Origin of the sequence: Streptomyces sp. NPDC014991 (assembly GCF_043080665.1) — a bacterium.
Classification (GTDB): domain Bacteria; phylum Actinomycetota; class Actinomycetes; order Streptomycetales; family Streptomycetaceae; genus Streptomyces.
Genome location: NZ_JBIBVY010000005.1, coordinates 293820 through 315536, shown reverse-complemented (window position 1 = coordinate 315536; position 21717 = coordinate 293820). Strand labels below are relative to the sequence as shown.

Genomic DNA, 21717 nt, shown 5'->3' with positions numbered 1-21717 from the left:
GATTAGCACGTTCGGGTGATACGACCCGGCGTGTCAGGATTCCTGGGGCGCCGTGGGCGTCCGGGACACGTCGTGCTCGGGCACGGTCTGGCCGGAGCGGATCAGGTCGATCCGCCCCATGACCTTGGCGCGCAGGTCGGCGGGCACGTCGTCATGGCCGCAGCACCGCTTCACCAGCTTCTTCACGGCCTGCTCCAGGCCGTACTTCTCCAGGCACGGCGAGCATTCCTCGAAGTGGTGCTGGAACTTGTCGCGGTCGACGTCCGGCATCTCGCTGTCGAGGAACTCGTACAGGTGGTTGAGGACCTCACTGCAGTCCGTCTCGTGCGGCTCTCCGCAGCTCATGAGCCCGAGCCTTTCGCTTCGTTCGACTCTCCGGCGCCGGCCGGGACCAGACCCCGCTCACGGGCGTAGTCCTCCAGCATGCCGCGCAGTTGACGGCGCCCCCGGTGCAGCCGGGACATCACCGTTCCGATGGGTGTCCCCATGATGTCCGCGATCTCTTTGTACGCAAAGCCCTCGACGTCCGCGAGATAGACGGCGATGCGGAACTCCTCGGGGATCGCCTGAAGGGCGGACTTCACGTCCGAGTCGGGCAGGTGGTCGAGCGCCTGCGACTCGGCGGAGCGCAGACCCGTCGACATGTGCGACTCGGCGCGGGCGAGCTGCCAGTCCTCGATCTCCTCCGCGGCGGAGCGCTGCGGCTCGCGCTGCTTCTTGCGGTAGGAGTTGATGAAGGTGTTGGTGAGGATCCGGTACAGCCACGCCTTGAGGTTGGTGCCCTCGCGGAACTGGTGGAAGGACGCGTACGCCTTCGCGTACGTCTCCTGCACCAGGTCCTCGGCGTCGGCCGGGTTGCGCGTCATGCGCAGCGCGGCCGAGTACATCTGGTCGAGGAACTCGAGCGCGTCCCGCTCGAAGCGCGCACTGCGCTCCACGGTCGTCTCACCGGACGCCACCGCGCTGACGCCCTCGGACGGCTCCGCCTGGCCGTTGTCGGTCCCTGCGTCGGTCCCAGTGACCTGACCCACCTCCTCGAAGTCCCGGGCGGGACCAGAACCGGCCCCACTCGTTTCGGAGGATAGAACACGACCCGTGCCTGCCGCCGCTCGAATAGAAGCGGTCCTGGCCGCGTGCAGCACCGTCCACTCCAGGTCAGTGCGGCTGCTGCGGCCCGGGCAGATGGTCGAACCCATGCGGCGGACTTCCTTTCCCACGACATCGGTGCCGAGGCGTCAGCACTTCTGTCCGCCACAACAGCGTGCCGCCGCGCGGCATTCCCCGGCGTCACCCGAGTGACAGGGCCCACGCGGCGACACGGCCGCCTACGAGGTCCAGGGCCTGCTCCTGCGTGATGTCGGCGCGCCGGGGCACCGCGAGACCGTGATCACCGTGCGCCACCTCGACCAGGTCGAAGTCGCCCTCCGGGAACTCCTCCGGCCTGCCGAAGGGATCGTTCCCGCCCTGCACGACGAGCGTGGGCACCCCGGTGCCCAGCAGCTCCCCGGCGCGGGAGCGCTCCGGCCTGCCCGGCGGGTGCAGCGGGAAGCTCAGCGCGAGCACGGCGTGTGCGCCCAGCTCGGCGGCCGTACGGCAGGCGACGCGGGCGCCGGCGCTGCGCCCGCCGGAGATCACCGGCAGGCCGGGGCGGGCGAGCGCGGGCCACACCCCGCGCCATCCCGTGTCCAGGGTCTTCGGCGCGGGCGCGACCTTCTTGCCGGCGACCCGCCACGGCTGCTCGACGAGGGCGACCGTGACGCCCCGCGCGGGAAGTGTCCGGGCGAGTACCTGCAGGTCGCGGGCCTCGATGCCGCCACCCGCGCCATGGCTGACGGCCAGCACCAGGCGTGCCTCGCGCGCCGGGTGCCAGGTGATCCGGGCCTGTCCGGCGTCCGTGTCGACGGTCTCTGTGCTCACGTCAGAAGAGTGTGCCCTCTTCCGGTGCCTCCAGCTCCTTCAGCAGCTCCGGCCCGTTGTTGCGGACGTTGCTGACAGCGGTGGAGACCGGGTAGGCGCGCATCAGGCCGGGCGGGGGCGGGGCCAGCAGGGCGCGCAGCTCGTCGGGGTCGGTGCGGGAGGGGTCGAGCCAGGCGTCCCAGCGGTCCGGGGTGAGCATCAGCGGCATCCGGGGGTGGATGTCGGCGAGGGAGCGCGGACCCTCGGCGGGGGCGACGGCCAGCGGGGTCCGCTCCGCCTCGGTGGTGATCACCGAGCAGGTGACCCACCAGGCTCGCGGGTGGTCGTCGGGCAGTGTCCGGTCGCGCCAGAACTCGTACAGGCCGGCCATCGCGAACACCGAGCCGTCGGCGGGGAGCACGAAGTACGGCTGCTTGCGCGGGCGTTTCTTCCTGCCCTCCACCTCCAGCTCGCGTTCCTGGCCGCCGGTGACCCACTCGTAGTAGCCGTCGGCGGGCAGGATGCAGCGGCGGGCGGCGAAGGCACGCCGGTAGGCGGGCTTCTCGTGCACGGTCTCCGCGCGGGCGTTGATCATCCGGGCACCGCCCTCGGGCGTCTTCGCCCAGGACGGGACCAGGCCCCACCTCAGTCTGCGCAGCTGGCGAACCGGACGCGGGGAGGCCGCGTCTTTCAGGGGGCGGTCCAGGACGGCGTGGACCTCCTTGGTGGGGGCCACGTTGTAGTCCGGCTCCAGGGTCTCCTCGGGATCCCACCGTTCGGCCTCGAAGACTCCCGCGAGATCCTCGGGCCCACGACTCGATGCATACCGTCCGCACATACGTGCCACACTGCCAGGCCGACCCGTCACCCGACCACCACCCCTCCACGACCGCGCTCCGCGCCGCCCCCCCATCGACCACCAGGACAGGGAGTCATCCGGACACATGGACAGCCTCGCCGCCACCGCGCTGCCCGGCCTCTGGGACCGGCTCACCGGCACCCAGCCCGATCCCGACCTGTGGGTGGTGCTGGCCACCCTGGCCGCGGCGCTCGCCGTCGTCGTCCCGCACCCGGTGTGGCGGATATCCCGGAACGCGATCACCATCGCGCACGAGGGCGGCCACGGCCTGGTCGCCCTGCTCACCGGCCGGCAGCTCACCGGCATCCGGCTGCACTCCGACACCAGCGGGCTCACCCTCAGCCGGGGCAAGCCGTACGGGCTGGGCATGATCCTCACGGCGGCGGCCGGGTACACGGCACCCTCCCTGCTGGGGCTCGGCGGGGCCGCGCTGCTGGCCACGGGCCGCATCACCCTGCTGCTGTGGGCGGCCACGGCCCTGCTGGTGGCGATGCTGGTGATGATCCGCAACGCCTACGGCGTGCTCACCGTGGTGCTGGCCGGGGGCGCGTTCCTGCTGGTGTCCTGGCTGGCGGGGCCGCAGGTGCAGGCGGCGTTCGCGTACGCGGTGGTCTGGTTCCTGCTGGCCGGCGGGGTACGGCCGCCGTTCGAGCTCCAGGCCAAGCGGTCGCGGGCGGGCGCGGGCGACTCGGACGCGGACCAGCTGTCCCGGCTGGCGCACGTGCCGGCGGGGCTGTGGCTGTTCCTGTTCCACGCGGTGTCCCTGTCCTCGCTGATCGGCGGGGGCCGCTGGCTGCTGGAAGGTTGACGCCGGGCCCTGCTTATAAAGTGGCCCCATGGCCCCGAACTCCGCTCCCACCGCCCTCTGGCCCGCCCCGCACGCGAGCGGGGCCGTCGACGCCACGGTCCACGTGCCGGGGTCCAAGTCGGTCACCAACCGTGCCCTGGTCCTCGCCTCCCTGGCCTCCGAGCCCGGCTGGCTGCGCCGCCCGCTGCGCTCGCGGGACACCCTGCTGATGGCCGGCGCGCTGCGCGCGATGGGCGTGGAGATCGAGGAGGGGGTCGGCCCCGACGGCACCGGTGAGGCCTGGCGGGTGCTGCCCACGGGCCTGCGCGGCCCGGCCACGGTCGACGTCGGCAACGCGGGCACGGTGATGCGGTTCCTGCCGCCGGTGGCCGCGCTGGCCGACGGTCCCATCCGGTTCGACGGGGACCCGCGGTCGTACGAGCGTCCCCTTGACGGGGTGATCGACGCGCTGCGGGCGCTCGGCGCCCGGATCGACGACGACGGCCGGGGCGCGCTGCCGCTGACCGTGCACGGCGGCGGCGCCCTGGACGGCGGCCCGGTGTCGGTCGACGCCTCCTCGTCCTCCCAGTTCGTCTCGGCGCTGCTGCTGTCCGGCCCGCGCTTCAACCAGGGCGTCGAGGTCCGGCACACCGGCGCCACCCTGCCGTCCCTGCCGCACATCCGGATGACGGTCGACATGCTGCGCGCGGCGGGCGCCCAGGTGGACACCCCGGAGTCGGGCGGCGAGCCCGACGTGTGGCGGGTGACGCCGGGAGCCCTGCTCGGCCGGGACCTGACCGTCGAGCCGGACCTGTCCAACGCTCAGCCGTTCCTGGCGGCGGCCCTGATCACCGGCGGCAAGGTAGTGATCCCGGACTGGCCGGCCCGCACCACCCAGCCGGGGGACCGGCTGCGGGAGATCTTCACCGAGATGGGCGGTTCCTGCGAACTCACCGACAACGGGCTGGTGTTCACCGGTTCGGGTGCGATCCACGGCATCGACGTGGACCTGGGCGACGTGGGCGAGCTGACCCCGGGCATCGCGGCGGTCGCGGCGCTCGCCGACTCGCCGTCCACCCTGCGGGGCGTGGCCCATCTGCGGCTGCACGAGACGGACCGGCTGGCCGCGCTCACCAAGGAGATCAACGAACTCGGCGGTGACGTCACGGAGACGGCCGACGGCCTGCACATCCGCCCGCGCACGCTGCGCGGCGGGGTGTTCCACACCTACGAGGATCACCGGATGGCGACGGCCGGCGCGGTCATCGGCCTGGCCGTGGAGGGGGTGCGGATCGAGAACGTGGCGACGACCGCGAAGACCCTGCCGGACTTCCCCGGCCTGTGGACCGGGATGCTCGGACAGTAGGGACGTACACCATGCGCCGCTACGGCAAGCACACCGACGAGGACGACATCCGCAGCCGCCCCAACCGCAAGGGCAACCGGCCGCGTACCAACATCCGGCCCAAGCACGAGGACGCGGCCGAGGGCATGGTCCTCACCGTCGACCGGGGGCGGCTGACCTGCCTGGTGGACGACCGGGTCGTCCTGGCGATGAAGGCCCGCGAGCTGGGCCGCAAGGCCGCCGTCGTCGGCGACCAGGTGGCCCTGGTGGGTGACCTGTCGGGGAAGAAGGACACACTCGCGCGGATCGTGCGGATCGCGGGGCGCACCTCGGTGCTGCGCCGCACGGCCGACGACGACGACCCCTACGAGCGGGTGGTCGTCGCCAACGCCGACCAGCTCGCGATCGTGACGGCGCTGGCCGACCCGGAGCCCCGCCCCCGGCTGATCGACCGCTGTCTGGTCGCGGCCTTCGACGGCGGCCTGACACCGCTGCTGGTGATGACCAAGTCGGACCTGGCGCCGCCGGACTCGCTGCTGGAGCTGTACGGCGCCCTGGACATCCCCTACGTCGTCACCAGCCGTCAGGAGCTGGAGAGCGGGGACGCGGTGGACCGGGTGCGCGCACACCTGGACGGCAAGATCACCGCGTTCGTGGGTCACTCGGGCGTCGGCAAGACGACGTTGGTCAACGCCCTGGTCCCCGAGGACCGCCGGCGCACGACGGGACACGTCAACGCGGTGACGGGACGCGGCCGGCACACCACGACGTCCGCCCTCGCCCTGCCGCTGAGCGGTGCGGACGGCTGGGTCGTCGACACCCCGGGCATCCGTTCCTTCGGACTCGCGCACATCGACCCCTCCCGGGTGATCCTCGCCTTCCCGGACCTCGTGCCGGGCACGGAGGGCTGCCCGCGCGCGTGCAGCCACGACGAGCGGGACTGCGCGCTGGACAAGTGGGTCGAAGAGGGCCACGCGGACCCGGCACGGCTGTACTCGCTGCGCCGGCTGCTGGCCACGCGGGAGGCCACGGAAGGCGACTGAGCACCGCGTTGTGTGCCCGGGCGGGCGGCCGGTAAGTGCATAATCACACCGAGCCGGAGATCCGGACCAACGGGAGGACCGCACATGGCGTGGCTGCTGGTCATAGTGGCCGGATTCCTGGAGACCGGCTTCGCCGTGTGCCTGAAACTCTCCCACGGGTTCACCCGTCTGTGGCCGACGATCGCCTTCGCCTCGTTCGCCCTGGGCAGCTTCGGCCTGCTGACCCTGTCCCTGCGGAAGCTGGACGTCGGCCCCGCGTACGCGGTGTGGACCGGCATCGGCGCGGCGGGCACCGCCATCTACGGCATGGTCTTCCTCGGCGACCTGGTGTCCACCCTGAAGATCGTCTCGATCAGCCTGGTCATCCTCGGCGTGATCGGACTCCAGCTGTCGGGGTCGGCGCACTAGGGTCTTTCGTTCGGATCGGGCCGGATCAGGGAGCGGGTCCTGGTGCCGTGCATCGCAAGGCGGAGGAGGGCGCCATGGCGGAGCCATGGCAACCGACGACAACGCGGCGAGGCGCGGTGCCAGGGCCCGCGAGCCCGGCATGATCCGAACGAGAGGGCTTAGGCGCGGGGCGACGGCATGGGCTCCGAAGGACGCCCCGCCGCCTGACCTGCGCGGTGTGCGGCGCCGTCGCCGACCGGGCGGCGGACACGCGCGGCGGCGCACCGGTCGCGGCGCAGCTGGGCGGTACCGAGGACCCCTTCTTCGGGCGGCCGCTGTGGCGGCGGACCCGGTGCGCCGGGCACGTCCTGTGGGCGTACGACGACCGGCACGTCGACGCGCCGGCCGCCTGTGCGGGAGCCGCGCTGCACGAACGCGGCAGCGCGCGTCCGACGCGGGCGCTGTTCGCGCTGCTGCCCCGCTGGACGAAGGCGTCCGGTCACCGCGCCGAGGTGCTGGCGGGTCCGGGGCCGCTGCGCGAACTGTCCCGGCGCTCCGCGCCCGCCGGCCGGTCCGACGCCGCCCACGAACGCGGTGAGCGTCCCCGGCCGTACCGTGCGCCGTACTTCCGGGGCGGTCCGTACGAGGGCGGCTCCTGACGCGCCGGGCGGCGGCGATGGGGCCCGCCGGCGCGGCCACCGGGTGCACAGCGGGCAGCGGGCCCGGAAGCGGCAGCCGTCGTGGTGGTGGGTGGGCCCGGCGGATCTCCGGCGAGCGGGATCCACGAGCGCCGCCGCTCCCGTTCGCGCTCCGGTCACGAGCGGCTGCGGGGCCTCCCGGGAGCCGCTCGGAACGGGGCCGCACCCCCCAGCTGCCAGGAGGCCCTGCCTTCGATCAGGAGCGGGTGCGGGCGATGGCCAGGCCGGCCGCGGCGGCCGCCGCGGCCACCGCCAGGCCCAGCACGGTCGCGCCGAAGCCGACGCTGGTGGCGTCGGCGAGGTATCCCGTGGCCACCGGCAGCACTCCGGCGAACAGATAGCCCCAGGCGCTCAGCGCCGCGTTCGACTCGGCCAGGCGGGCCGTCGGCACCCGGGCGTTGAGCAGCGAGAATCCGCCGAGCTGGGCCATGCCCTGCCCGGTGCCGGCGCACACGGCGGCGGCGAGCAGGGTGGTGACCGACGCGGCGCGCACGGCCAGGACCACGAGCACCATGCCGACGGCGGTGGCCGCGGTCGCGGTGGTCAGCAGCCGGCGGGTGGGCCAGCGGCTGACGGCGAACTGCACCGCGGTGGAGGCGCCGAACATCACGAAGGCCGAGCCGCCCGCCACGATCCGGTTGCCGGTGCCCAGCAGGGTCGCCAGCAGGGTGGGGCCGAGGGCGAGCAAAAACGAGGTTCCGGTCATGCCCGGCATGTAGGCGGCCAGGCCGACCAGCAGGTCACGCCGGTTGCCGCGGGGTACGGAGGGCGGGCGCAGCCAGGTGCCGGCGCCGGCTCTGCGTACGTTGGGCAGGGAACGGACGACGGGCAGCACGGACAGCAGCAGTACCGCTTCGACGACGAAGACCGTGTGAGTGGGACCGGGAAGGAGCTGGGCGAAGCAGCCGGACAGCAGCGGGCCGGCGGCCAGGCCGGCGCCCATGGCGACCGAGCCGGCGAGCGAGGCCTGCCTACGGCGGTCGGGTCCGCCGACGTCCGCCACGGCCGCCATGCCGGCGGCGACGGTGCCGCCCACCGCGAGGCCGGTGAGCAGCCGGGCGACGAGGAGGGCGACGACGCTTTCGGCGGTCGCGTACAGCAGGCAGGCGAGCAGGGCCGACAGCACGGCCGGGAACAGGACGGTGCGCCGCCCGTAGCGGTCGGAGACGGCGCCCGCCACGGGCAGGGCGAGCAGCAGACCGCCGATGTAGAGGGCGAAGACGACGGTCAGCGTGCCGGTGCCGAAGCCGATGCGGTGCTGCCAGACCACGAACAGCGGGGTGGGCACGTTGGAGAGCATGAAGACGGCGGTCAGCGGCCAGGCGGCGCGCCAGAGGTCGCTCTGGCGCGCCGGCCGCCGGGTGGCCGCCGCGATCGGGTCGGCCGTTCCCATCACGCGAGGCCGCGCAGCAGCGGCAGCAGCTCCTGGGCGGTGCGTTCCAGGGCTGCGCGGTAGCGGGGTTCGTGCAGGTCGGGGGTGGGCAGGCGCAGCACCAGGTGGCGGGCGCCGGCGTCGATGTAGCCGCTGAGCCATTCGGCGACCTGCTCCGCGGTGCCACCGAAGATGCCCTGGGTGGTACGCATGGTGGGCAGGTCCAGGCGGTAGTAGGCGCGGAAGTAGGCCTGGAGGGTGTCTTCGGCCTTCTCGAAACTGTCGTCGACGGCGACGGACAGGTAGACGGCGGCGGTGACGTCGTTCTCGGGCCGGCCGGCGGCCTCGCGGGCCTCCTGCACGCGCAGCCAGCCCTTGGCGTAGGCGCCGGAGGTGGTGCTGGTCGGCATCCAGCCGTCGTAGCGGCGGCCGGTGCGTTCCAGCATCTTCTCGCCGCCGTGGGCGATCCACACCGGCGGACCGGCGGGCTCCTCGGTCACGGGCAGCAGGGCCACGTCCTTGAGGCTGTGGTAGCGGCCCTCGTAGGAGACGGGGTCTCCTTGGGCCTGCCACAGCGCCTGGCAGATCTCCAGGGTCTCGCGCATACGGCCGACGCGTTCGGTGAACGGGATGCCGTAGGCCTCGAACTCGGCCTCGGCGGCCGGTGAGTTGAAGCCGGAGCCGATGCCGGTGATCAGGCGTCCGCCGGAGATGCGGTCCAGGCAGGCGAGTTCGTGGGCGAGGTGCACGGGCGGGCGCAGGGGCAGCAGGACGGCGGTGCCGAGTTCGACGCGCTCGGTGGTGGTCGCCGCGGCGGTCAGTGCGAGCAGCGGGTTCATGCGGGAGCGGGCCAGCGGGGATTCGCCGGCCCAGATCGAGTCGTAGCCCAGCTGCTCGATCTGCTGGGCGAGCTGTCCGAGGTGGCGGGGGTAGTCGCCGCGTTCGACGACGGATTCGCGGCCGGGCATGACGACGCCGACGCGCAGGGGGGCGGGTGACTGGGACATGGGGTTCCTCTGGCAGGGGGCGAGTGTCTGCGGGGGCGGGGGCGGTTCAGCCGAAGACGGCGTCGACCAGTTCGCGGGCCTGGCGCGGGTTGAGCCGCGGGTCGCAGAGGGTCTCGTAGCGTTCGGGGACCAGGTGTTCGCCGGTGACGGGGCCGCCGACGCATTCGGTGATGTCGGCGGCGGCGGTCTCCAGGTGCAGGCCGCCGACGTGCAGTCCTTCGTCCTCCAGGACGTGGCGGACGGTGGCCGCCTCGCAGATGGCGTCGGCGAGGTGGCGGGTCTTGAGGCCGGAGGCGGTGCGGACGGTGTTGCCGTGCAGCGGGTCGCTGAGCCAGACCACGGGGTGGCCGGCGCGGCGTACGGCGCGGGCGATGGCGGGTGTGGCCGTCTCGGCGGCGCGTACGCCCATGCGCAGGATCAGGGTGAGGCGACCGGGCAGCCGGTGCGGGTCGAGAGCCTCGCACAGCTGCACCACGTCCTCGGGTGCGGCGGAGGGACCGATCTTGCAGCCGACGGGGTTGGCCATCGCGGCGAGCAGTTCGACGTGGCCCAGGCCCGGTTGGCGGGTACGTTCGCCGATCCAGGGGAAGTGGGTGGAGGCCAGGTAGGGTGCGCCGGTCTGGTCGTCGCGCCGGACCAGGGAGCTCTCGTAGTCCATGACGAGTGCTTCGTGGCTGGCCCAGGGGCCCAGTGGGCCGGTGCGGCGCAGGTCGAGTTCGCGCAGGACACGGGCGCTGGCCCGGTAGGCGGTGAGCATGCGGTGCGGGTCGTGGCGGCGGGCGTCGGGGGTCGGCTCGGGTGCGTTGACGAGGTGGCCGCGGAAGACGGGCAGGTCCTGCCCCTCATGCAGCTCGGTGGGACTGCTGCGGGGCTTGGCGAACTGTCCGCCCATGCGGCCCACGCGCACCACCGGCCGGCCGGTGTGCAGGGTGAGCCGGTCGGCGAGTTCGTCCAGGACCTCGACCTTGGGTGCGGTGTGCTCGGGGGTGCATTCGCGCAGGTCCTCGGCGCAGTCGCCGGTCTGGAGCAGCCGGGCGTGGCCGAGGGCGACCTGGGCGAGCTGGTGGCGCAGGACCCTGACGTCAAAGGCGGTGGTGAGCGCGGGGGTGGCGCGCAGTTCGCCGAGGATGTCCCTGAGGTCGGGGTGGGCGCCCCAGTGGGGCTGCTGCTCGGCGGGCAGCAGCTCCCACACCGCGGGCGTGCGGTCCTCGTGCAGGGTGAGCGGCGAGGGCTCGCTCATCGGGTCCACTCCGGACCGGGGACGAGTCCTTCTATCTCGACGAGGAGGTCGTCGCGGCACACGGCGACGTTGAGGTAGGTGGGTTCGGCGTCGGGGCCGAGGGCTTCGCGGCAACGGGCGCGGACCACGGGCAGGTCGCGTTCGTGGCGGACGTAGACCTTGACCAGGCGCAGGTCCTTGAGTTCGTGGCCGCCGTCGAGTCCTGCCGCGCTCAGGTTGGGGCCGCCGATGAGCTCGGCGATGTTGTCCAGGACGACGTCGGTCTGGGCGGCGACGTCGCCCTGGTGGACGGTCTCGTGGCCGAGGATGCTGGCCGTGCCGGAGACGTAGAGGGTGCCGCCGGGTTCGAGCAGGGTGGCGCGGGCGAAGCTCGGCGGCTTCGGGCCGTACTGCTCGGGGTAGTGGTAGGCGGGCGTCTGGCGCTGGTTCTCCACGTGCCGGGGGGTGGAGGTGCGGGCGGCGAGCAGGACGAAGGAGATGCCTTCGCCGCGGGTGCCGATGCCGGTGGCGGCGGGCATGTGTGCGGTGCCGTCGCCGTGGTGGGCGGCGAACGCCTCGGCTCGGCCGGCCACGAAGTCCTGGTAGATCTCCAGTCCTTCGGCGTTGGGGCCGAGGATGTCGCCGACGAAGTTCCACATCCGGAAGATGTGCGGGTAGCCGAGTTCGGTGACGAGGGCGAACGCCGCCTCGTAGGTGGTGCGGACGGTGGGCGCGTACACGGGGCGCGCGGTGATGGTGCCGCTGACGAAGAGGTGTTCGCCGTCGTGGGCGAAGTGCAGGCCGTCGCGGGTGCCGGAGACGGGCCGGGTGGTGGTGGTCCACACCTCGCGGAAGGCGTCGAAGCCGGGCGAGGTCATGGGGATGGAGAGTTCGGGGTGTCCGTCGGCGTCGAGGGCGAGGCCGAAGCGGTCGCCGAAGGCGACGGTGCCCAGGACGTGCCGTCCCAGGGCCGGCTGCGGGGCGCCGGCCAGGGGGGCGAAATAGGCCTGTAAGGAGGGGCGCTGAGTCACAGGTGTGCCTTTCGGGGGTGGGAGGGCGTGTCCGTGCGGCGCACGGGGGTGTCGTCCTCCAGGGAGTGGGCGTAGCGGCGGAAGCCGGGGACGTGCTCGGCCCGGCGCAGTGCTCCCCGGTACAGGACCATGCCGTGGACGGTGGTGCCGTCGTCGCGCCAGCACACGAGGGGAAGGCTGTGGGCGTCGCCGTCGTCGGTGACGAAGAGGGAGACGTGGCCGTCGGCCGGCAGCAGGCTCATGCCCGGCCGCCGGGGGGCTCGGCGGTGAACAGGCGGCCGTACCCGGTGATGGAGCGGGCGGTTTCGGCTGCCCCGGCCAGGTGCAGGGCGTGCCAGAACAGCACCTGGTTGGCGGTCAGGACCGCGAAGCCGAGTTCCCGTTCGAGGGCGTCGATGACGCCGACGGCGCGGATGCCGTTGCCCGCGACCAGGACGGCGTCGGGGCGGTGTTCGGCGACGGTGGAGCGGATCCACTGCGACAGTGCCTCGGGGGTGATCAGCTTCTGGTTGCTGGGCAGCCCGCAGGGGCCGTGGTGGACGACCTCGAAGCCCTGCTCGGTGAAGTAGTCGGCGCCGAGTGTGGAGAGACGGTCGTCGAACCACGGGGGGTTGACGAGGGCGATGCGGCGGGTGTCGAGGGCGGTGAAGCCGGCGACGGCCGCGGTGGTGGTGCCGGTGAGCGGCAGGCCCCGGGTGTACTGGGCGAGCCGGTCGAACAGCTTCTTCTCGCCGTCGGCTCCCAGGACGTAGGCGGAGCTGGTGAAGCCGAGTGCGATCGCGTCGAGGGGGGAGGCGGCGAGCAGTTCGACGGCGTGGTCGATGTGCGGGGGTTCCACGAAGGCGCGGACCGGGTCGTGGGGGATCTTCGGGTCCATCTCGCCGCCGGCGCGCATGGCACCGAAGTGGACGCGCGAGCCGTGGACGAACACGTCGTCGGGGGCGATCGCCTGGAACTCCGATTCGGGGCCGACGTCCGCGTGCGGGACCACCACGCCGATGCGTGCCCGTGCCTCCCAGCCGTCCTTCTGGGCTCGAATGCTGCTCATCTGGCTGTCTCCTTCGTCTGGCTCGGGTGGGGCGGTCGTCGCCGGGGTCAGGCGGTGGCTTCGGCGGCCAGGGAGCCGCCGCTGACGGTGCCGGTGCCCTCGGCGTCGAGGAAGCCGGGGTGCTTGCGGCGCATGTTCGTCATGACGAACTCGTAGGGGACGTCGTCGAAGCCGCCGTGGTCGGTGAGGAACTCCATGTTCTTGCGGCCCTCGTCGTCGAAGGGGTGGTGCAGGCTGTCGGCGGTGCCGTCGAACTCCAGCGGCTTCATCCCGTACAGCCGGCACAGGATCTTGTTGAAGACGGGGGTCGCCTTGATCCAGGTACCGTCCAGGTACACGGAGTTGAGGCCGTGGAAGAAGATGTCACCGCCGATGTGGGCGCGCAGCCGGTCGGAGGCGAGGTGGTTGCGGACGTCGCCGTAGTGGACGCGGGAGGGGATGCCCACGGCGCGGCAGGCCGCCGCGTACAGGGCGGACTTGTGCAGGCAGAAGCCCTTACGGGTGGCGGCGGTGTGGCTGGCCTTGAGGCCCTGGGGGGACAGGTCGGTGCCGTAGACCTCGTAGAAGACCTCGTCGCGGACGGCGTAGTAGAGCTCGACGGCCAGCCGGCGCTTGTCGGCGGCGCGGTCGGTGACGGCCTCGTCGACGAAGCTCTGGACGGCGTCGCTTTCGTAGTCGAGGAAGTCGGTGGGCGCGGTGAGCCGTCGCAGGCCCTCGGGGCTGAGTGCGTTCATGGTGCCTCTTTCGTCGGTGTTCGGCTCACAGGCCCAGGAGTGAGGCGATGCGGTTGCGCTGGATCTCGCTGGTGCCGGAGTAGATGGTTCCGGCGACGGCGTTGCGGACGTCCCTCTCCAGGCCGGTGGCGGTGAGGTAACCCTGGCCGCCGAAGATCTGGACGGCGTCGAGGGCGGTCTGCTTGTTGGCCTCGCTGACCACGGTCTTGGTCGCGGCGATGTCGATCGCGGCGTCCTGGCCGGCCTCCACCTTGGCGCCGGTGTCGGTCAGCCACTTGCGGGCGGTCTCCACGGCGATCTTCATGTCCGCGATCTTGTGGGAGACGCCCTGGAAGGCGCCGATGGGTTCGCCGAACTGGCGGCGGGACTTGGCGTAGGCGAGGACGCGCTCGAGGCGGTGCTCCATCTCGCCGAGCGTGAGGGAGAAGGAGAAGAGGATCTCCCGCTTCATCACGTGGTCGAGGACCAGGAAGCCGGCACCCTCCTGGCCGATGCGGCGGGTGGCGGGCACGCGCAGCCCGTCGAAGGTGACCGCGCTGAGCGGGGAGGTGCGCAGTCCCATCTTGGACAGCGGTTCACCGATGGTCAGGCCGGGGGTGTCGCGTTCGACCAGGAAGACGCTCAGGGCGAACGGGCCGGGTTTGCCGGTGCGGACGTAGAGCAGGAAGAGGTCGGCGATGGGGGCGTTGGTGATGAACATCTTGCCGCCGTCGATGACGTAGTCGTCGCCGTCGCGAGTGGCGGTGGTGGAGATGTTCAGGGCGTCGGAGCCGTTGTCGGGTTCGGTGATGGCGTGCGCGGTGATCAGCTCGCCGTTGATGATGGCGGGCAGGAAGCGGGACTTCAGTTCCTGGGAGCCGAACGCCTGGAGCGGGATGCCGACGCTGACGATCTGGGTGGAGGCGGAGAAGCCGAGGCCGGCGTCGCGGCAGGTGTGTCCGAGACCCTGGAGGGCGCGCATCGTGTCGGTCAGGGTGCCGCCGTGGCCGCCGTACTGCGTCTCGAAGGGCACGGCGAGCAGGCCCGAGCGCTGGATGGTCTTCCACTTCTCCCAGGGGAACTCCGCGCGGGCGTCCCATTCCTCGACGTCCAGGTTGAGTTCCTCGGCCCAGGCGGCGGCGAGGGTGTAGGGGTCCGGTGCGGTGTCGGCGGTCCGCGGTGCGGGGGTCATGTGTGTGCTGCCTTCCGGTACGTCGCTGGTCGGGGCCGGGGCCCGTGCCGCGGTGGGCGGGACGGGCCCCGGTGCGCGTGACTCAGTACTGGGAGAAGCCGTCGGCGGACAGCGTGTGCTTCTCGTCGCCGCGCAGGGCCGGGCTGAAGACGGAGATCAGTCTGAGATCCTCGTAGTCGGACGCTATGAGGTAGTGCGCGTCGTTCTCGTTGAGGGCGTAGATGGTGCCCTCGGTGATCTTGTGGCGTTCGCCGGAGGCGGTGACGACCTCGCCGGAGCCGCCGGTGCAGAAGCAGGCCTCGAGGTGGCGGCGGTACTGGAGGGCGCTGGAGGTGCCCTTGCGGACCAGGGTCTCGCAGACGGTGAAGCCCATGCCGTCGGCCTCGGTGAGCAGGCGGTGGCTGGTGCCGTTGCCCCACTGGACGGGGGCGACGTCGCTGGTGCTGCGCACGATCATGGCAATCTCCTTGTGTGATAGGGTCCTTCGGAGGATCTGTGCACCCTCCGGTTTTCGGCGTCCGGGTCGTTGCGGAGCTGCGGGTCCGTGGTGGTCCAGGACCGCGGCCTCCTGCCGGTTCCCGGGCTCGGGCGGTTCCTCGCGCGGCGGTCTCAGACGGCCGTCTTCGTCGCGTCCTCGACGAACGCCGAGATGGCGCCGATGCTGCGGAAGTTGTCCGGGTTCAGCGGGATGTCATCGATCGAGATGGCGTAGGCCCGCGACAGGTGCGAGACGACGCGGACCACACCCAGGCTGTCGACGACGCCGTTGTCGATGAGGTCGTAGTCGGCGGTCAGGTCGGCGCTGTCCTCGCCGTCGAGGAACTCGGTGACGATGTAGCCGCGGATGTCGTCCACCAGGGAGGTCATGCGGATGTTCCCTTCTGTCGAGCTGCCTTGATGAGGTTGCGGTCGGGCTTTCCGGTGGACGTGCGCGGCAGCGGGGTGTCGCCCACGTGCACGGAGGAGGGGATGGCGTGGCGGGGCAGGCGCGCGGCGCTGTGCGAGCGCAGCCGCAGGGAGGTCAGCGAGGTGCCGGGCCGGCGGGTCACCTGGGCGTGCAGCCGGTAGCCGGCCTCGGTGTCGGGGATCGCCACGACGGCGGCCTCGGCGACCTCGGGGTGGGCCGCCAGCACGTTCTCGACCTCCTGGACGTTGGTGCGCACGCCGCGGACCTTGACCTGGAAGTCGGTGCGGCCCTGGAGCCAGTACAGGTCGTCGGGGTCACGGGTGACGAGGTCGCCCGTGCGGTAGAAGACCTCGCCGCCACCGTCGGGAGCGGGCACGAACACACCCTCGTTGCGGGAGCGTTGCAGGTATCCGCGCGTCTGGAACGGTGTCGTCACGAGAAGTTCACCGCTGCCGGGGCCGGTGAGGATCTCGCCCTCGGAGTCGAGCAGCAGGGCCCGCACTCCGGGCAGCGGCCGGCCGATGGGGGTCCGCTCGCCGGCGCGGGCCGGGTCGGCGTCGTGGATGAAGCTGTCGTTGGTCTCGGTGCAGCCGAAGACGTTGTGGAAGCCGGCGGCGGGGAAGGCCGTGCCGAGCCGGCGCAGCAGCGCCTGGGGCATCGCGTCCCCGGTGAAGATCACCGTGCGGACGTGCGGGTGGACCGCGCCGTCCTGGGTGAGCAGCCGGTGCAGCATGGGCACGCCCTGGACGAAGGTGACCTCGTGGCGGGCGAGCAGGTCCTGCAGGTGGCGGGCGTCGGTGCTCAGTTCCGTCTCGACGAGTACGGTCCGGGCGCCCAGGTGCAGCGCGGTCCACACGTCGAGCAGGGAGAGGTCGAAGTTCAGGGGGGCGTAGCTGAGCAGGGTGTCCTGCTCGGTGAGGCGGAACCGGTCGGCGGCCCATCCGGCGAAGCGGGTGAAACCCTCGGCCGGGATGGGCACGATCTTCGGGGTGCCGGTGGAGCCGGAGGTCGTGAGCATCAGGGGTGCGGTGGCGGGGTCCGCGGCGTCGAACCCCTCGGCGGCCTGCGGGTCGGCGGCGACGGGGGCGGTGTCGAGCACTGCCTGGTCGTCGACGGTGAGCAGGGCCGAGCAGCGGGCCTGTGCGGCGATGGTCGCCCGGGCGGAGGCGCCCAGTTCGGGCGAGGGCGCCAGGACCGCGTAGCCGGCGCTGAAGGCGCCGATGAGCAGGGCGATCGTGGCCGGCGTCTTGTGGGCCGGTATGCACAGCGGCTGGCGGCGGTCGAGCCCGCTCGCCTCCAGGGCGCCGGAGAGTTCTCCGGCGAGGTCGGCCAGCCGACGGTAGGTCACCTGCTGCTCACCGTGGATCAGGGCCACCTGATCGGGTCGGAGCCGGGCGTGCGCGGCCAGCACGTCCGAAAAGCTTGATAACGGCACAATTCCCCCTTTCATGCACATGACTACGTGATCATGCTGAAGGGGAATGACGGCGCACGAATCGCGCCAACGAAACCGCGGAGCCCGGCATGTGTCTGCTCGGCCGGCCCCGCATCACTCCCCCGTGATCGAGCCGCGACCAACCGTACCGGCGATGCATGCAGAGTCAAGCATGTATTTGCCTTCGCACCCGTGATGCACATCACTCGCGAGGAGCGGTCCGCGGGGGCGCCGCTTGCTTGATGAACTATGCGTTTCGAGTTCCTGTCATGCCTTCCGCGCAGGCGTCGCGGGGCTTAAGAAAGGGCGCACCGCACGACCGCGGCCGTTCACCCGCGCCCGCCCGGCGGCGCCCGCGAACACCGAAGGGGCCGTCCCCTTTGCGGGGCGGCCCCTTCGGCCCGCCCCCCGGGAGGCGGACCGGACCTGCGGGTCGGCAGCGCTCAGAGGCCGCTGCGCAGCGACTGGACCGTACCGGCCAGTTCGGGGTCGGCGCCGGCGGTGTTCAGCGCCGCGCTGAGGACCTCGGCGTAGGTGGCGCGCGCGTCGGCGTACCGCTGCCTTCCATCGTCGGTGATGACGGCGTAGACACCGCGTTTGTCGTCGGGACACAGGTCACGGAAGGCGAACCCGGCCGAGAAGAGCCGGCCCACCAGCCGGGTCACCGAGCTCTGCCCGAGCCCCACCTTCTCGGCCAGTTCCTGCATGCGCAGCTCGCTGTCCTTGGCCTGGACGAGACACTCCAGGGCGCGGAACTCGGAGAGTCCTATTCCGTGCTTGCGCTGGAGGGCCTGGGTGAGCTGGCGCTCCACATGCGCGTGCAGGGTGAGGACCCTCCCCCACATGGCCTGGTCGGACGAGGCGGCCGACGCGTAGGAGATCGATGTCATGAAGCAGCTCCTTCTCAGGCGGCGCGTTGACAACAAGATACATGTTCATGCAAGCTTTCACCGCCCACCCGACTCTTGCATCGGATCTCCTGAAGTCCAAAAAGATGCACGTACAAACAAGTATTGGGGGCTTCATGCCCGATACCACCGCACCCGCCGTCGGCGGCTCCCCTCGCGGGAGCCGCGCCCGGCCGCCGGGCCCGTCGCTGCCGGGGACCGTCCCGGTGCCCGCCGGCACAGTCGCGGGCCTGCCTGCCCGCACGGCGGCCCCGCTCACCACGGCGGGCACGGCCGTGCGCCGCGCGGTCGCCGAGCGGAACAAGCGGAAGGGGATCAGCGTCTTTCGGCCGATCTTCTCCATCTCGGTCATCGGCGGCGCCGCGGGGCCCCGCCCGGACACGGTCTGAGTCGGGAGCGACGATGTCCCACAACGAAATCTCACAGAGCGAGCTGACCGAGTACGCCCGCGAGGCGGTCCGCATCAGCCGCGAGCACGTCGCCAAGGGCGGAATCCCGTTCTCCGGTGTGGTGGTCAACGACGGCCGCATCCTGGGCACCGGCTTCAACCGGGTGCGCGAGGACAACGATCCCACCGCGCACGCCGAGGTGGTGGCGCTGCGGGAGGCCGCCGCCAAGTACGGCTTGCACGCCACCGCCGGGGCCACGCTGTTCGCCTCCGGCGAGCCCTGCGCCCTGTGCTACATGGCCTCGCTGTACTTCAACGTCAGCCACATCGTCCACGTGGTGGACCGCAAGACGGCCGCACGCTACGGCTTCGACTACTCGGGGTCGTACTCGATCTTCGCCCAGGACCCGGCCCTGTGGCCGGTCAAGGTCACCTCGCTGCCGGTCCCGGAGGGGACGGAACCGTTCGAAGAGTTTGTCGCCCTGAACCGGAGGCGGATGTGAACGACAACGAGACGCGGACCAGCACGGTCGCCATCAAGGTCTGGTCGGACTACGTCTGTCCGTTCTGCATGCTCGCCGAGGGCCCGCTGCACGAGGCCACTCGCGACCTGGACGTCGAGATCGAGTGGATGCCCTTCGAACTGCGGCCCCACCCCACCCCGACGCTGCGGCCGGAGGACGAGTACCTGCCGGCGATCTGGGCCCGCTCGGTCTACCCGATGGCCCGCCGGATGGGCGTGGACATCACCCTGCCCACCGTCTCGCCGCAGCCCTACACCCGGCTGGCGTTCGAGGGCTACCAGTACGCCGCCGAGCACGGCCGTGCCGCCGAGTACACCCCGCGCATGCTGCGAGCGTTCTTCCAGGAGAACCGGGACATCGGCCGGCTGGACGTCCTCACCGACATCGCCCGCGAACTGGGCCTGGACGGCGACGAGTTCGCGCAGGCACTGACCGCCGGCACCTACACCGCCGCCCACCAGGAGGCGCTGCGCACCGCCGCCGCCTACCGCGTCTCCGTCGCCCCCACCCTCGTCATCGGCGAACGCCACCGCATCGAGGGCGTTCCCTCCCCGGCCCAGATCCGCAAGGCCGTGCTCGACATCCAGGCCGAACAGGCCGTCGCCCGCGGTGCCGCCTGCGGCATCGACGGATGCTGAGCACACCGCACCGTCCCGCCTCCACGCGCACCGGCCGGCGCGTGCCCTGAGACCCCGGCCCACCCCGCTTCCCCGTGCCCGCGACCGCTCACCCGGTACGGCGCACCCACGGCGCGCCGTCCCCGCCGCGCCGGCCTCCACACGAACGAAGGGACCCGCCATGCAGTGGCTCTACCTCGCCATCGCCGACATCTTCGAGATCGCCGTCGCCATCGCGGCCGGCAAGGCCGAGGGCTTCAAGAACCGCAAGTGGACCATCGCGACCCTGGTCAGCGGCGCCATCGGAACCTACTTCCTCAGCAAGGCGCTGCTGTCCTTCAACGTCGGTGTCGGCTACGCCATCTGGACCTCCGTCGCCGGTATCGGCATCACCCTGCTGGGCGCGCTGCTCTTCGGCCAGCGTCTGGACTGGCGCAAGGCGCTGGGCATCCTCGCCATCATCATCGGCGTCGTCGGCCTCCAGCTCAGTGGTGCCGCCTGAGTCTCACGCCGCCGCCCGCCCCCTCCACTTCCCGAAAGGACCCACGCACATGTCCGACACCAGCCCCTCCTCTGCCAACTCCTGGCTGATGCTCCTCCTCGCCGGCGGGTTCGAGGTCGGCTACGCCCTCTCCGTCGGAGGCAGCCACGGCTTCACCCGCCTGACGTGGTCGCTGGTCGCCGTCGTGTTCTTCCTGCTGACGCTGTGGGCACTGAGCGCCGCGCTGCGCACCATCGACGTCGCTCTCGGCTACGCCGTCTGGGCCGGCATCGGCTCGGCGGGCGCGGCGCTGCTCGGCCCGGTGTTCTTCGACGAGACCCTCACCTTCGTCCAGGCCCTGTGGCTGGGCCTGATCATCGTCGGCGTGGTCTGGCTCAAGCTCGCCGACAGGCCGCGGGGCGGCGCCGAGCCCGTCGCCGCGCCGCAGGGCGCCCAGGAGGTCCCCGCCGGTCCGCGCGAGACCCAGGGCGCCTGACGCCCACCCCGCACAGCCCGCCGGCGCCGCCGGCCCGCGGCCCCGTGAGCCTGGGCCGGGGGCCGGCGGTGTCGGTGGCCGTCCGCCGCCCGCGCGCGCCGGTATGCAGGGGTTCACGGATGCACGGGTCCGGCGCAGGGTGCGGGTGAGCCCGCGGGAGTGCGGTCCGGCGTCACGGACCGACGAGGTAGTGCCGGGCCTGGCCGTACGGGGCGAGCCGCACGAGCGTCGCTTGGCAGTACGGGGCGAGCCGCACGAGCGTCGCGCCCGTCCGCCGGCGGGCGACCGGATTCACGGCACCACCGTCCGGCAGCCGCACGCCGACAGGCTCCGACGGACCCCGTTGCCGCTCCGAGGCCTACCCGGTCTGCCGGCAGCCGTCCCGGCAGGAACCCGTACGAGGACCACACCCGGTCGGGTCGCCGGAGATCGACGCGCTGCCGGAGAAGGCCCGCGGAACGACGGACACCGCCGCGGCGGACAAGCTGTACGACGCGGCCGACACCGTGCGGTGGGCCCTCGCCCTCTCCATCCCCTTCCGCCGGCGCCTCCAGGTCCCCGCGGTCCGCTCCGGCACGGGGCACGGCCCTCACACCAGATGCCGGGGCAGCACCGCCCGGACCAGCTCCGCCATACCGCCCTCCCCGGGCGGCGCCGCCACGCAGGACAGGGCGAGCCGCACCACCAGTTCGCAGGAGCGGAGCAGTTCGGCGGTGTCGGCCGCGGAGGCGCCGGGACCGGCCAGCACGGTCACCGCACGGTCCCGGACCATCCGCACGAAGTCGCAGGGCGCCGGCAGCGGCCCGTCCGCCCGGCGCTGCGCCGGCACCGCGGTGGAGGAGGGGACGGGAGCGAGCGGCAGGGCGGGCAGCCGCTCCGTCCAGCAGCCGGTGAGCATGGCCCGGACCAGGGCGTTCTCCCGCGCCGCGACGGCCGTCCACTCGGCGGTGGCGGTGAGCCGGTCCCGCGGCTCGGCCGCACTGCCGAGCGCCCGCTCCACCCCGGCCAGATATCCGTCGGCCTCCCGCCGCACCAGCGCCCTGGCCAGCCCTTCCTTGCTGCCGAACTCGTTGTACAGGGTCTGCCGGGACACCCCGGCCGACACGGCGACGTCGACCATCCGCACCGCGGACCACGGCCGGCGCGTGAGCGCCGTGTAGGCGGCGTCCAGCAGGGACTCCCGGGCAGCAGGCATCCTCGCCTCCCTGGGCACAGCGACTGTGCCCAGATTTGACGCGCCCGCAGACACTGTCAAGGGTCCGCGACGGCAGGGGGTCGGGCTTCGGCCGTGGGCCGTACGGGCGGACGGCCGGCCGCGGAGGCGTGGGCGGGTGGCCGCGCATCCGGCTGACACCCGCGCGGCG

The 21717-nt window shown here is 72.3% G+C and carries 28 protein-coding genes; 10 read left to right on the top strand and 18 right to left on the bottom strand.

Annotated elements, in window-relative coordinates; all coding sequences use genetic code 11:
• Positions 1–33 precede the first annotated feature (33 nt).
• The 4 genes from rsrA to ACF1BE_RS11855 form a co-directional block, all read right to left on the bottom strand.
• Complete coding sequence (gene rsrA / locus ACF1BE_RS11870; protein WP_392198842.1) at positions 34–345, bottom strand: mycothiol system anti-sigma-R factor; 312 nt, start codon at positions 343–345, stop codon at positions 34–36.
• Positions 342–1031: a sigma-70 family RNA polymerase sigma factor gene (locus ACF1BE_RS11865; protein ID WP_392198841.1), complete on the bottom strand. Its 690-nt coding sequence runs from the start codon at positions 1029–1031 to the stop codon at positions 342–344. Before ACF1BE_RS11865 ends, rsrA begins: the two co-directional genes overlap by 4 nt.
• A gap of 256 nt (positions 1032–1287) precedes the next feature.
• Positions 1288–1917, bottom strand: coding sequence for an alpha/beta family hydrolase (locus ACF1BE_RS11860; RefSeq protein ID WP_392198840.1), 630 nt, complete (start codon positions 1915–1917; stop codon positions 1288–1290).
• A gap of 1 nt (position 1918) precedes the next feature.
• Positions 1919–2734, bottom strand: coding sequence for an SOS response-associated peptidase (locus tag ACF1BE_RS11855; protein ID WP_392198839.1), 816 nt, complete (start codon positions 2732–2734; stop codon positions 1919–1921).
• A 106-nt stretch (positions 2735–2840) separates the two neighbouring features.
• Here ACF1BE_RS11855 and ACF1BE_RS11850 point away from each other — a divergent pair, with 106 nt between their 5' ends.
• The 5 genes from ACF1BE_RS11850 (at position 2841) to ACF1BE_RS11830 (ending at position 6976) form a co-directional block, all read left to right on the top strand.
• Positions 2841–3563, top strand: coding sequence for a M50 family metallopeptidase (locus ACF1BE_RS11850; protein WP_392198838.1), 723 nt, complete (start codon positions 2841–2843; stop codon positions 3561–3563).
• Between the two features lie 28 nt (positions 3564–3591).
• Positions 3592–4908, top strand: a complete 1317-nt coding sequence (gene aroA, locus ACF1BE_RS11845; protein ID WP_392198837.1) for a 3-phosphoshikimate 1-carboxyvinyltransferase — start codon at positions 3592–3594, stop codon at positions 4906–4908.
• 11 nt (positions 4909–4919) lie between these two features.
• Complete coding sequence (gene rsgA, locus ACF1BE_RS11840) at positions 4920–5930, top strand: ribosome small subunit-dependent GTPase A (protein ID WP_392198836.1); 1011 nt, start codon at positions 4920–4922, stop codon at positions 5928–5930.
• Positions 5931–6014: 84 nt separating this feature from the next.
• Positions 6015–6338 (top strand): multidrug efflux SMR transporter, encoded by a 324-nt coding sequence (locus tag ACF1BE_RS11835; protein ID WP_356819966.1) that lies wholly within the window; start codon positions 6015–6017, stop codon positions 6336–6338.
• Between the two features lie 215 nt (positions 6339–6553).
• Positions 6554–6976 (top strand): hypothetical protein, encoded by a 423-nt coding sequence (locus tag ACF1BE_RS11830; RefSeq protein ID WP_392198835.1) that lies wholly within the window; start codon positions 6554–6556, stop codon positions 6974–6976.
• A gap of 235 nt (positions 6977–7211) precedes the next feature.
• Here ACF1BE_RS11830 and ACF1BE_RS11825 read toward each other — a convergent pair whose 3' ends face one another.
• The 12 genes from ACF1BE_RS11825 to ACF1BE_RS11770 all read right to left on the bottom strand — a co-directional run bounded on the left by ACF1BE_RS11825 (position 7212) and on the right by ACF1BE_RS11770 (position 17829).
• Positions 7212–8408, bottom strand: a complete 1197-nt coding sequence (locus tag ACF1BE_RS11825; protein ID WP_392198834.1) for an MFS transporter — start codon at positions 8406–8408, stop codon at positions 7212–7214.
• Positions 8408–9394: an LLM class flavin-dependent oxidoreductase gene (locus ACF1BE_RS11820; protein ID WP_392198833.1), complete on the bottom strand. Its 987-nt coding sequence runs from the start codon at positions 9392–9394 to the stop codon at positions 8408–8410. The genes ACF1BE_RS11825 and ACF1BE_RS11820 overlap by 1 nt, the downstream gene beginning before the upstream one ends.
• Before the next feature lie 46 nt (positions 9395–9440).
• Positions 9441–10634, bottom strand: a complete 1194-nt coding sequence (locus tag ACF1BE_RS11815) for a 3-deoxy-7-phosphoheptulonate synthase (protein ID WP_392198832.1) — start codon at positions 10632–10634, stop codon at positions 9441–9443.
• Entirely contained in the window at positions 10631–11644 is a 1014-nt protein-coding gene (locus ACF1BE_RS11810; protein WP_392198831.1) for an FkbO/Hyg5 family chorismatase, read from the bottom strand. Before ACF1BE_RS11810 ends, ACF1BE_RS11815 begins: the two co-directional genes overlap by 4 nt.
• The gene (locus tag ACF1BE_RS11805; protein WP_392198830.1) at positions 11641–11886 is read right to left on the bottom strand and encodes a DUF6253 family protein; all 246 of its coding nucleotides are present in this window, start codon (positions 11884–11886) and stop codon (positions 11641–11643) included. The genes ACF1BE_RS11810 and ACF1BE_RS11805 overlap by 4 nt, the downstream gene beginning before the upstream one ends.
• Positions 11883–12692, bottom strand: a complete 810-nt coding sequence (locus ACF1BE_RS11800) for a maleate cis-trans isomerase (RefSeq protein ID WP_392198829.1) — start codon at positions 12690–12692, stop codon at positions 11883–11885. Before ACF1BE_RS11800 ends, ACF1BE_RS11805 begins: the two co-directional genes overlap by 4 nt.
• Positions 12693–12739: 47 nt before the next feature.
• A complete protein-coding gene (locus ACF1BE_RS11795; protein WP_392198828.1) occupies positions 12740–13426 on the bottom strand; it encodes a transglutaminase family protein in 687 nt (228 codons plus the stop codon).
• A 25-nt stretch (positions 13427–13451) separates the two neighbouring features.
• Positions 13452–14597, bottom strand: a complete 1146-nt coding sequence (locus ACF1BE_RS11790; protein WP_392198827.1) for an acyl-CoA dehydrogenase family protein — start codon at positions 14595–14597, stop codon at positions 13452–13454.
• A gap of 82 nt (positions 14598–14679) precedes the next feature.
• Entirely contained in the window at positions 14680–15054 is a 375-nt protein-coding gene (locus ACF1BE_RS11785) for an ectoine synthase (RefSeq protein ID WP_392198826.1), read from the bottom strand.
• A 152-nt stretch (positions 15055–15206) separates the two neighbouring features.
• Entirely contained in the window at positions 15207–15464 is a 258-nt protein-coding gene (locus tag ACF1BE_RS11780; protein WP_392198825.1) for an acyl carrier protein, read from the bottom strand.
• Positions 15461–16915, bottom strand: coding sequence for an AMP-binding protein (locus ACF1BE_RS11775; protein ID WP_392198824.1), 1455 nt, complete (start codon positions 16913–16915; stop codon positions 15461–15463). The genes ACF1BE_RS11780 and ACF1BE_RS11775 overlap by 4 nt, the downstream gene beginning before the upstream one ends.
• 467 nt (positions 16916–17382) lie before the next feature.
• Entirely contained in the window at positions 17383–17829 is a 447-nt protein-coding gene (locus tag ACF1BE_RS11770) for a MarR family winged helix-turn-helix transcriptional regulator (protein WP_392198823.1), read from the bottom strand.
• A gap of 134 nt (positions 17830–17963) precedes the next feature.
• On the opposite strand from ACF1BE_RS11770, the gene ACF1BE_RS11765 reads away from it, so the two are divergent.
• The 5 genes from ACF1BE_RS11765 to ACF1BE_RS11745 all read left to right on the top strand — a co-directional run bounded on the left by ACF1BE_RS11765 (position 17964) and on the right by ACF1BE_RS11745 (position 20353).
• Positions 17964–18236 carry a hypothetical protein gene (locus tag ACF1BE_RS11765; RefSeq protein ID WP_392198822.1) on the top strand — a complete coding sequence of 91 codons (273 nt, stop codon included), beginning with the start codon at positions 17964–17966 and terminating at the stop codon, positions 18234–18236.
• Positions 18237–18249: 13 nt separating this feature from the next.
• On the top strand, positions 18250–18738 hold the full coding sequence (locus tag ACF1BE_RS11760; RefSeq protein ID WP_392198821.1) for a nucleoside deaminase: 489 nt from the start codon (positions 18250–18252) through the stop codon (positions 18736–18738).
• Positions 18735–19397, top strand: coding sequence for a DsbA family protein (locus ACF1BE_RS11755; protein WP_392198820.1), 663 nt, complete (start codon positions 18735–18737; stop codon positions 19395–19397). The genes ACF1BE_RS11760 and ACF1BE_RS11755 overlap by 4 nt, the downstream gene beginning before the upstream one ends.
• Before the next feature lie 160 nt (positions 19398–19557).
• Positions 19558–19878 (top strand): DMT family transporter, encoded by a 321-nt coding sequence (locus ACF1BE_RS11750; RefSeq protein WP_392198819.1) that lies wholly within the window; start codon positions 19558–19560, stop codon positions 19876–19878.
• Between the two features lie 49 nt (positions 19879–19927).
• The gene (locus ACF1BE_RS11745) at positions 19928–20353 is read left to right on the top strand and encodes a DMT family transporter (protein WP_392198818.1); all 426 of its coding nucleotides are present in this window, start codon (positions 19928–19930) and stop codon (positions 20351–20353) included.
• 172 nt (positions 20354–20525) lie between these two features.
• On the opposite strand, the gene ACF1BE_RS11740 is transcribed toward ACF1BE_RS11745, so the two are convergent.
• Entirely contained in the window at positions 20526–20672 is a 147-nt protein-coding gene (locus ACF1BE_RS11740; RefSeq protein ID WP_392198817.1) for a hypothetical protein, read from the bottom strand.
• Between the two features lie 270 nt (positions 20673–20942).
• Positions 20943–21548 (bottom strand): TetR/AcrR family transcriptional regulator, encoded by a 606-nt coding sequence (locus ACF1BE_RS11735; RefSeq protein ID WP_392198816.1) that lies wholly within the window; start codon positions 21546–21548, stop codon positions 20943–20945.
• Between the last annotated feature and the right edge of the window lie 169 nt (positions 21549–21717).

Bases quoted from the DNA above. Each gene is read 5' to 3' on its own strand.
- rsrA (WP_392198842.1), bottom strand. From the start codon at position 345: ATGAGCTGCGGAGAGCCGCACGAGACGGACTGCAGTGAGGTCCTCAAC.
- ACF1BE_RS11855 (WP_392198839.1), bottom strand. From the start codon at position 2,734: ATGTGCGGACGGTATGCATCGAGTCGTGGGCCCGAGGATCTCGCGGGA.
- ACF1BE_RS11850 (WP_392198838.1), top strand. From the start codon at position 2,841: ATGGACAGCCTCGCCGCCACCGCGCTGCCCGGCCTCTGGGACCGGCTC.
- aroA (WP_392198837.1), top strand. From the start codon at position 3,592: ATGGCCCCGAACTCCGCTCCCACCGCCCTCTGGCCCGCCCCGCACGCG.
- rsgA (WP_392198836.1), top strand. From the start codon at position 4,920: ATGCGCCGCTACGGCAAGCACACCGACGAGGACGACATCCGCAGCCGC.
- ACF1BE_RS11835 (WP_356819966.1), top strand. From the start codon at position 6,015: ATGGCGTGGCTGCTGGTCATAGTGGCCGGATTCCTGGAGACCGGCTTC.
- ACF1BE_RS11825 (WP_392198834.1), bottom strand. From the start codon at position 8,408: ATGGGAACGGCCGACCCGATCGCGGCGGCCACCCGGCGGCCGGCGCGC.
- ACF1BE_RS11820 (WP_392198833.1), bottom strand. From the start codon at position 9,394: ATGTCCCAGTCACCCGCCCCCCTGCGCGTCGGCGTCGTCATGCCCGGC.
- ACF1BE_RS11815 (WP_392198832.1), bottom strand. From the start codon at position 10,634: ATGAGCGAGCCCTCGCCGCTCACCCTGCACGAGGACCGCACGCCCGCG.
- ACF1BE_RS11805 (WP_392198830.1), bottom strand. From the start codon at position 11,886: ATGAGCCTGCTGCCGGCCGACGGCCACGTCTCCCTCTTCGTCACCGAC.
- ACF1BE_RS11800 (WP_392198829.1), bottom strand. From the start codon at position 12,692: ATGAGCAGCATTCGAGCCCAGAAGGACGGCTGGGAGGCACGGGCACGC.
- ACF1BE_RS11795 (WP_392198828.1), bottom strand. From the start codon at position 13,426: ATGAACGCACTCAGCCCCGAGGGCCTGCGACGGCTCACCGCGCCCACC.
- ACF1BE_RS11790 (WP_392198827.1), bottom strand. From the start codon at position 14,597: ATGACCCCCGCACCGCGGACCGCCGACACCGCACCGGACCCCTACACC.
- ACF1BE_RS11785 (WP_392198826.1), bottom strand. From the start codon at position 15,054: ATGATCGTGCGCAGCACCAGCGACGTCGCCCCCGTCCAGTGGGGCAAC.
- ACF1BE_RS11780 (WP_392198825.1), bottom strand. From the start codon at position 15,464: ATGACCTCCCTGGTGGACGACATCCGCGGCTACATCGTCACCGAGTTC.
- ACF1BE_RS11770 (WP_392198823.1), bottom strand. From the start codon at position 17,829: ATGACATCGATCTCCTACGCGTCGGCCGCCTCGTCCGACCAGGCCATG.
- ACF1BE_RS11765 (WP_392198822.1), top strand. From the start codon at position 17,964: ATGCCCGATACCACCGCACCCGCCGTCGGCGGCTCCCCTCGCGGGAGC.
- ACF1BE_RS11760 (WP_392198821.1), top strand. From the start codon at position 18,250: ATGTCCCACAACGAAATCTCACAGAGCGAGCTGACCGAGTACGCCCGC.
- ACF1BE_RS11750 (WP_392198819.1), top strand. From the start codon at position 19,558: ATGCAGTGGCTCTACCTCGCCATCGCCGACATCTTCGAGATCGCCGTC.
- ACF1BE_RS11745 (WP_392198818.1), top strand. From the start codon at position 19,928: ATGTCCGACACCAGCCCCTCCTCTGCCAACTCCTGGCTGATGCTCCTC.
- ACF1BE_RS11735 (WP_392198816.1), bottom strand. From the start codon at position 21,548: ATGCCTGCTGCCCGGGAGTCCCTGCTGGACGCCGCCTACACGGCGCTC.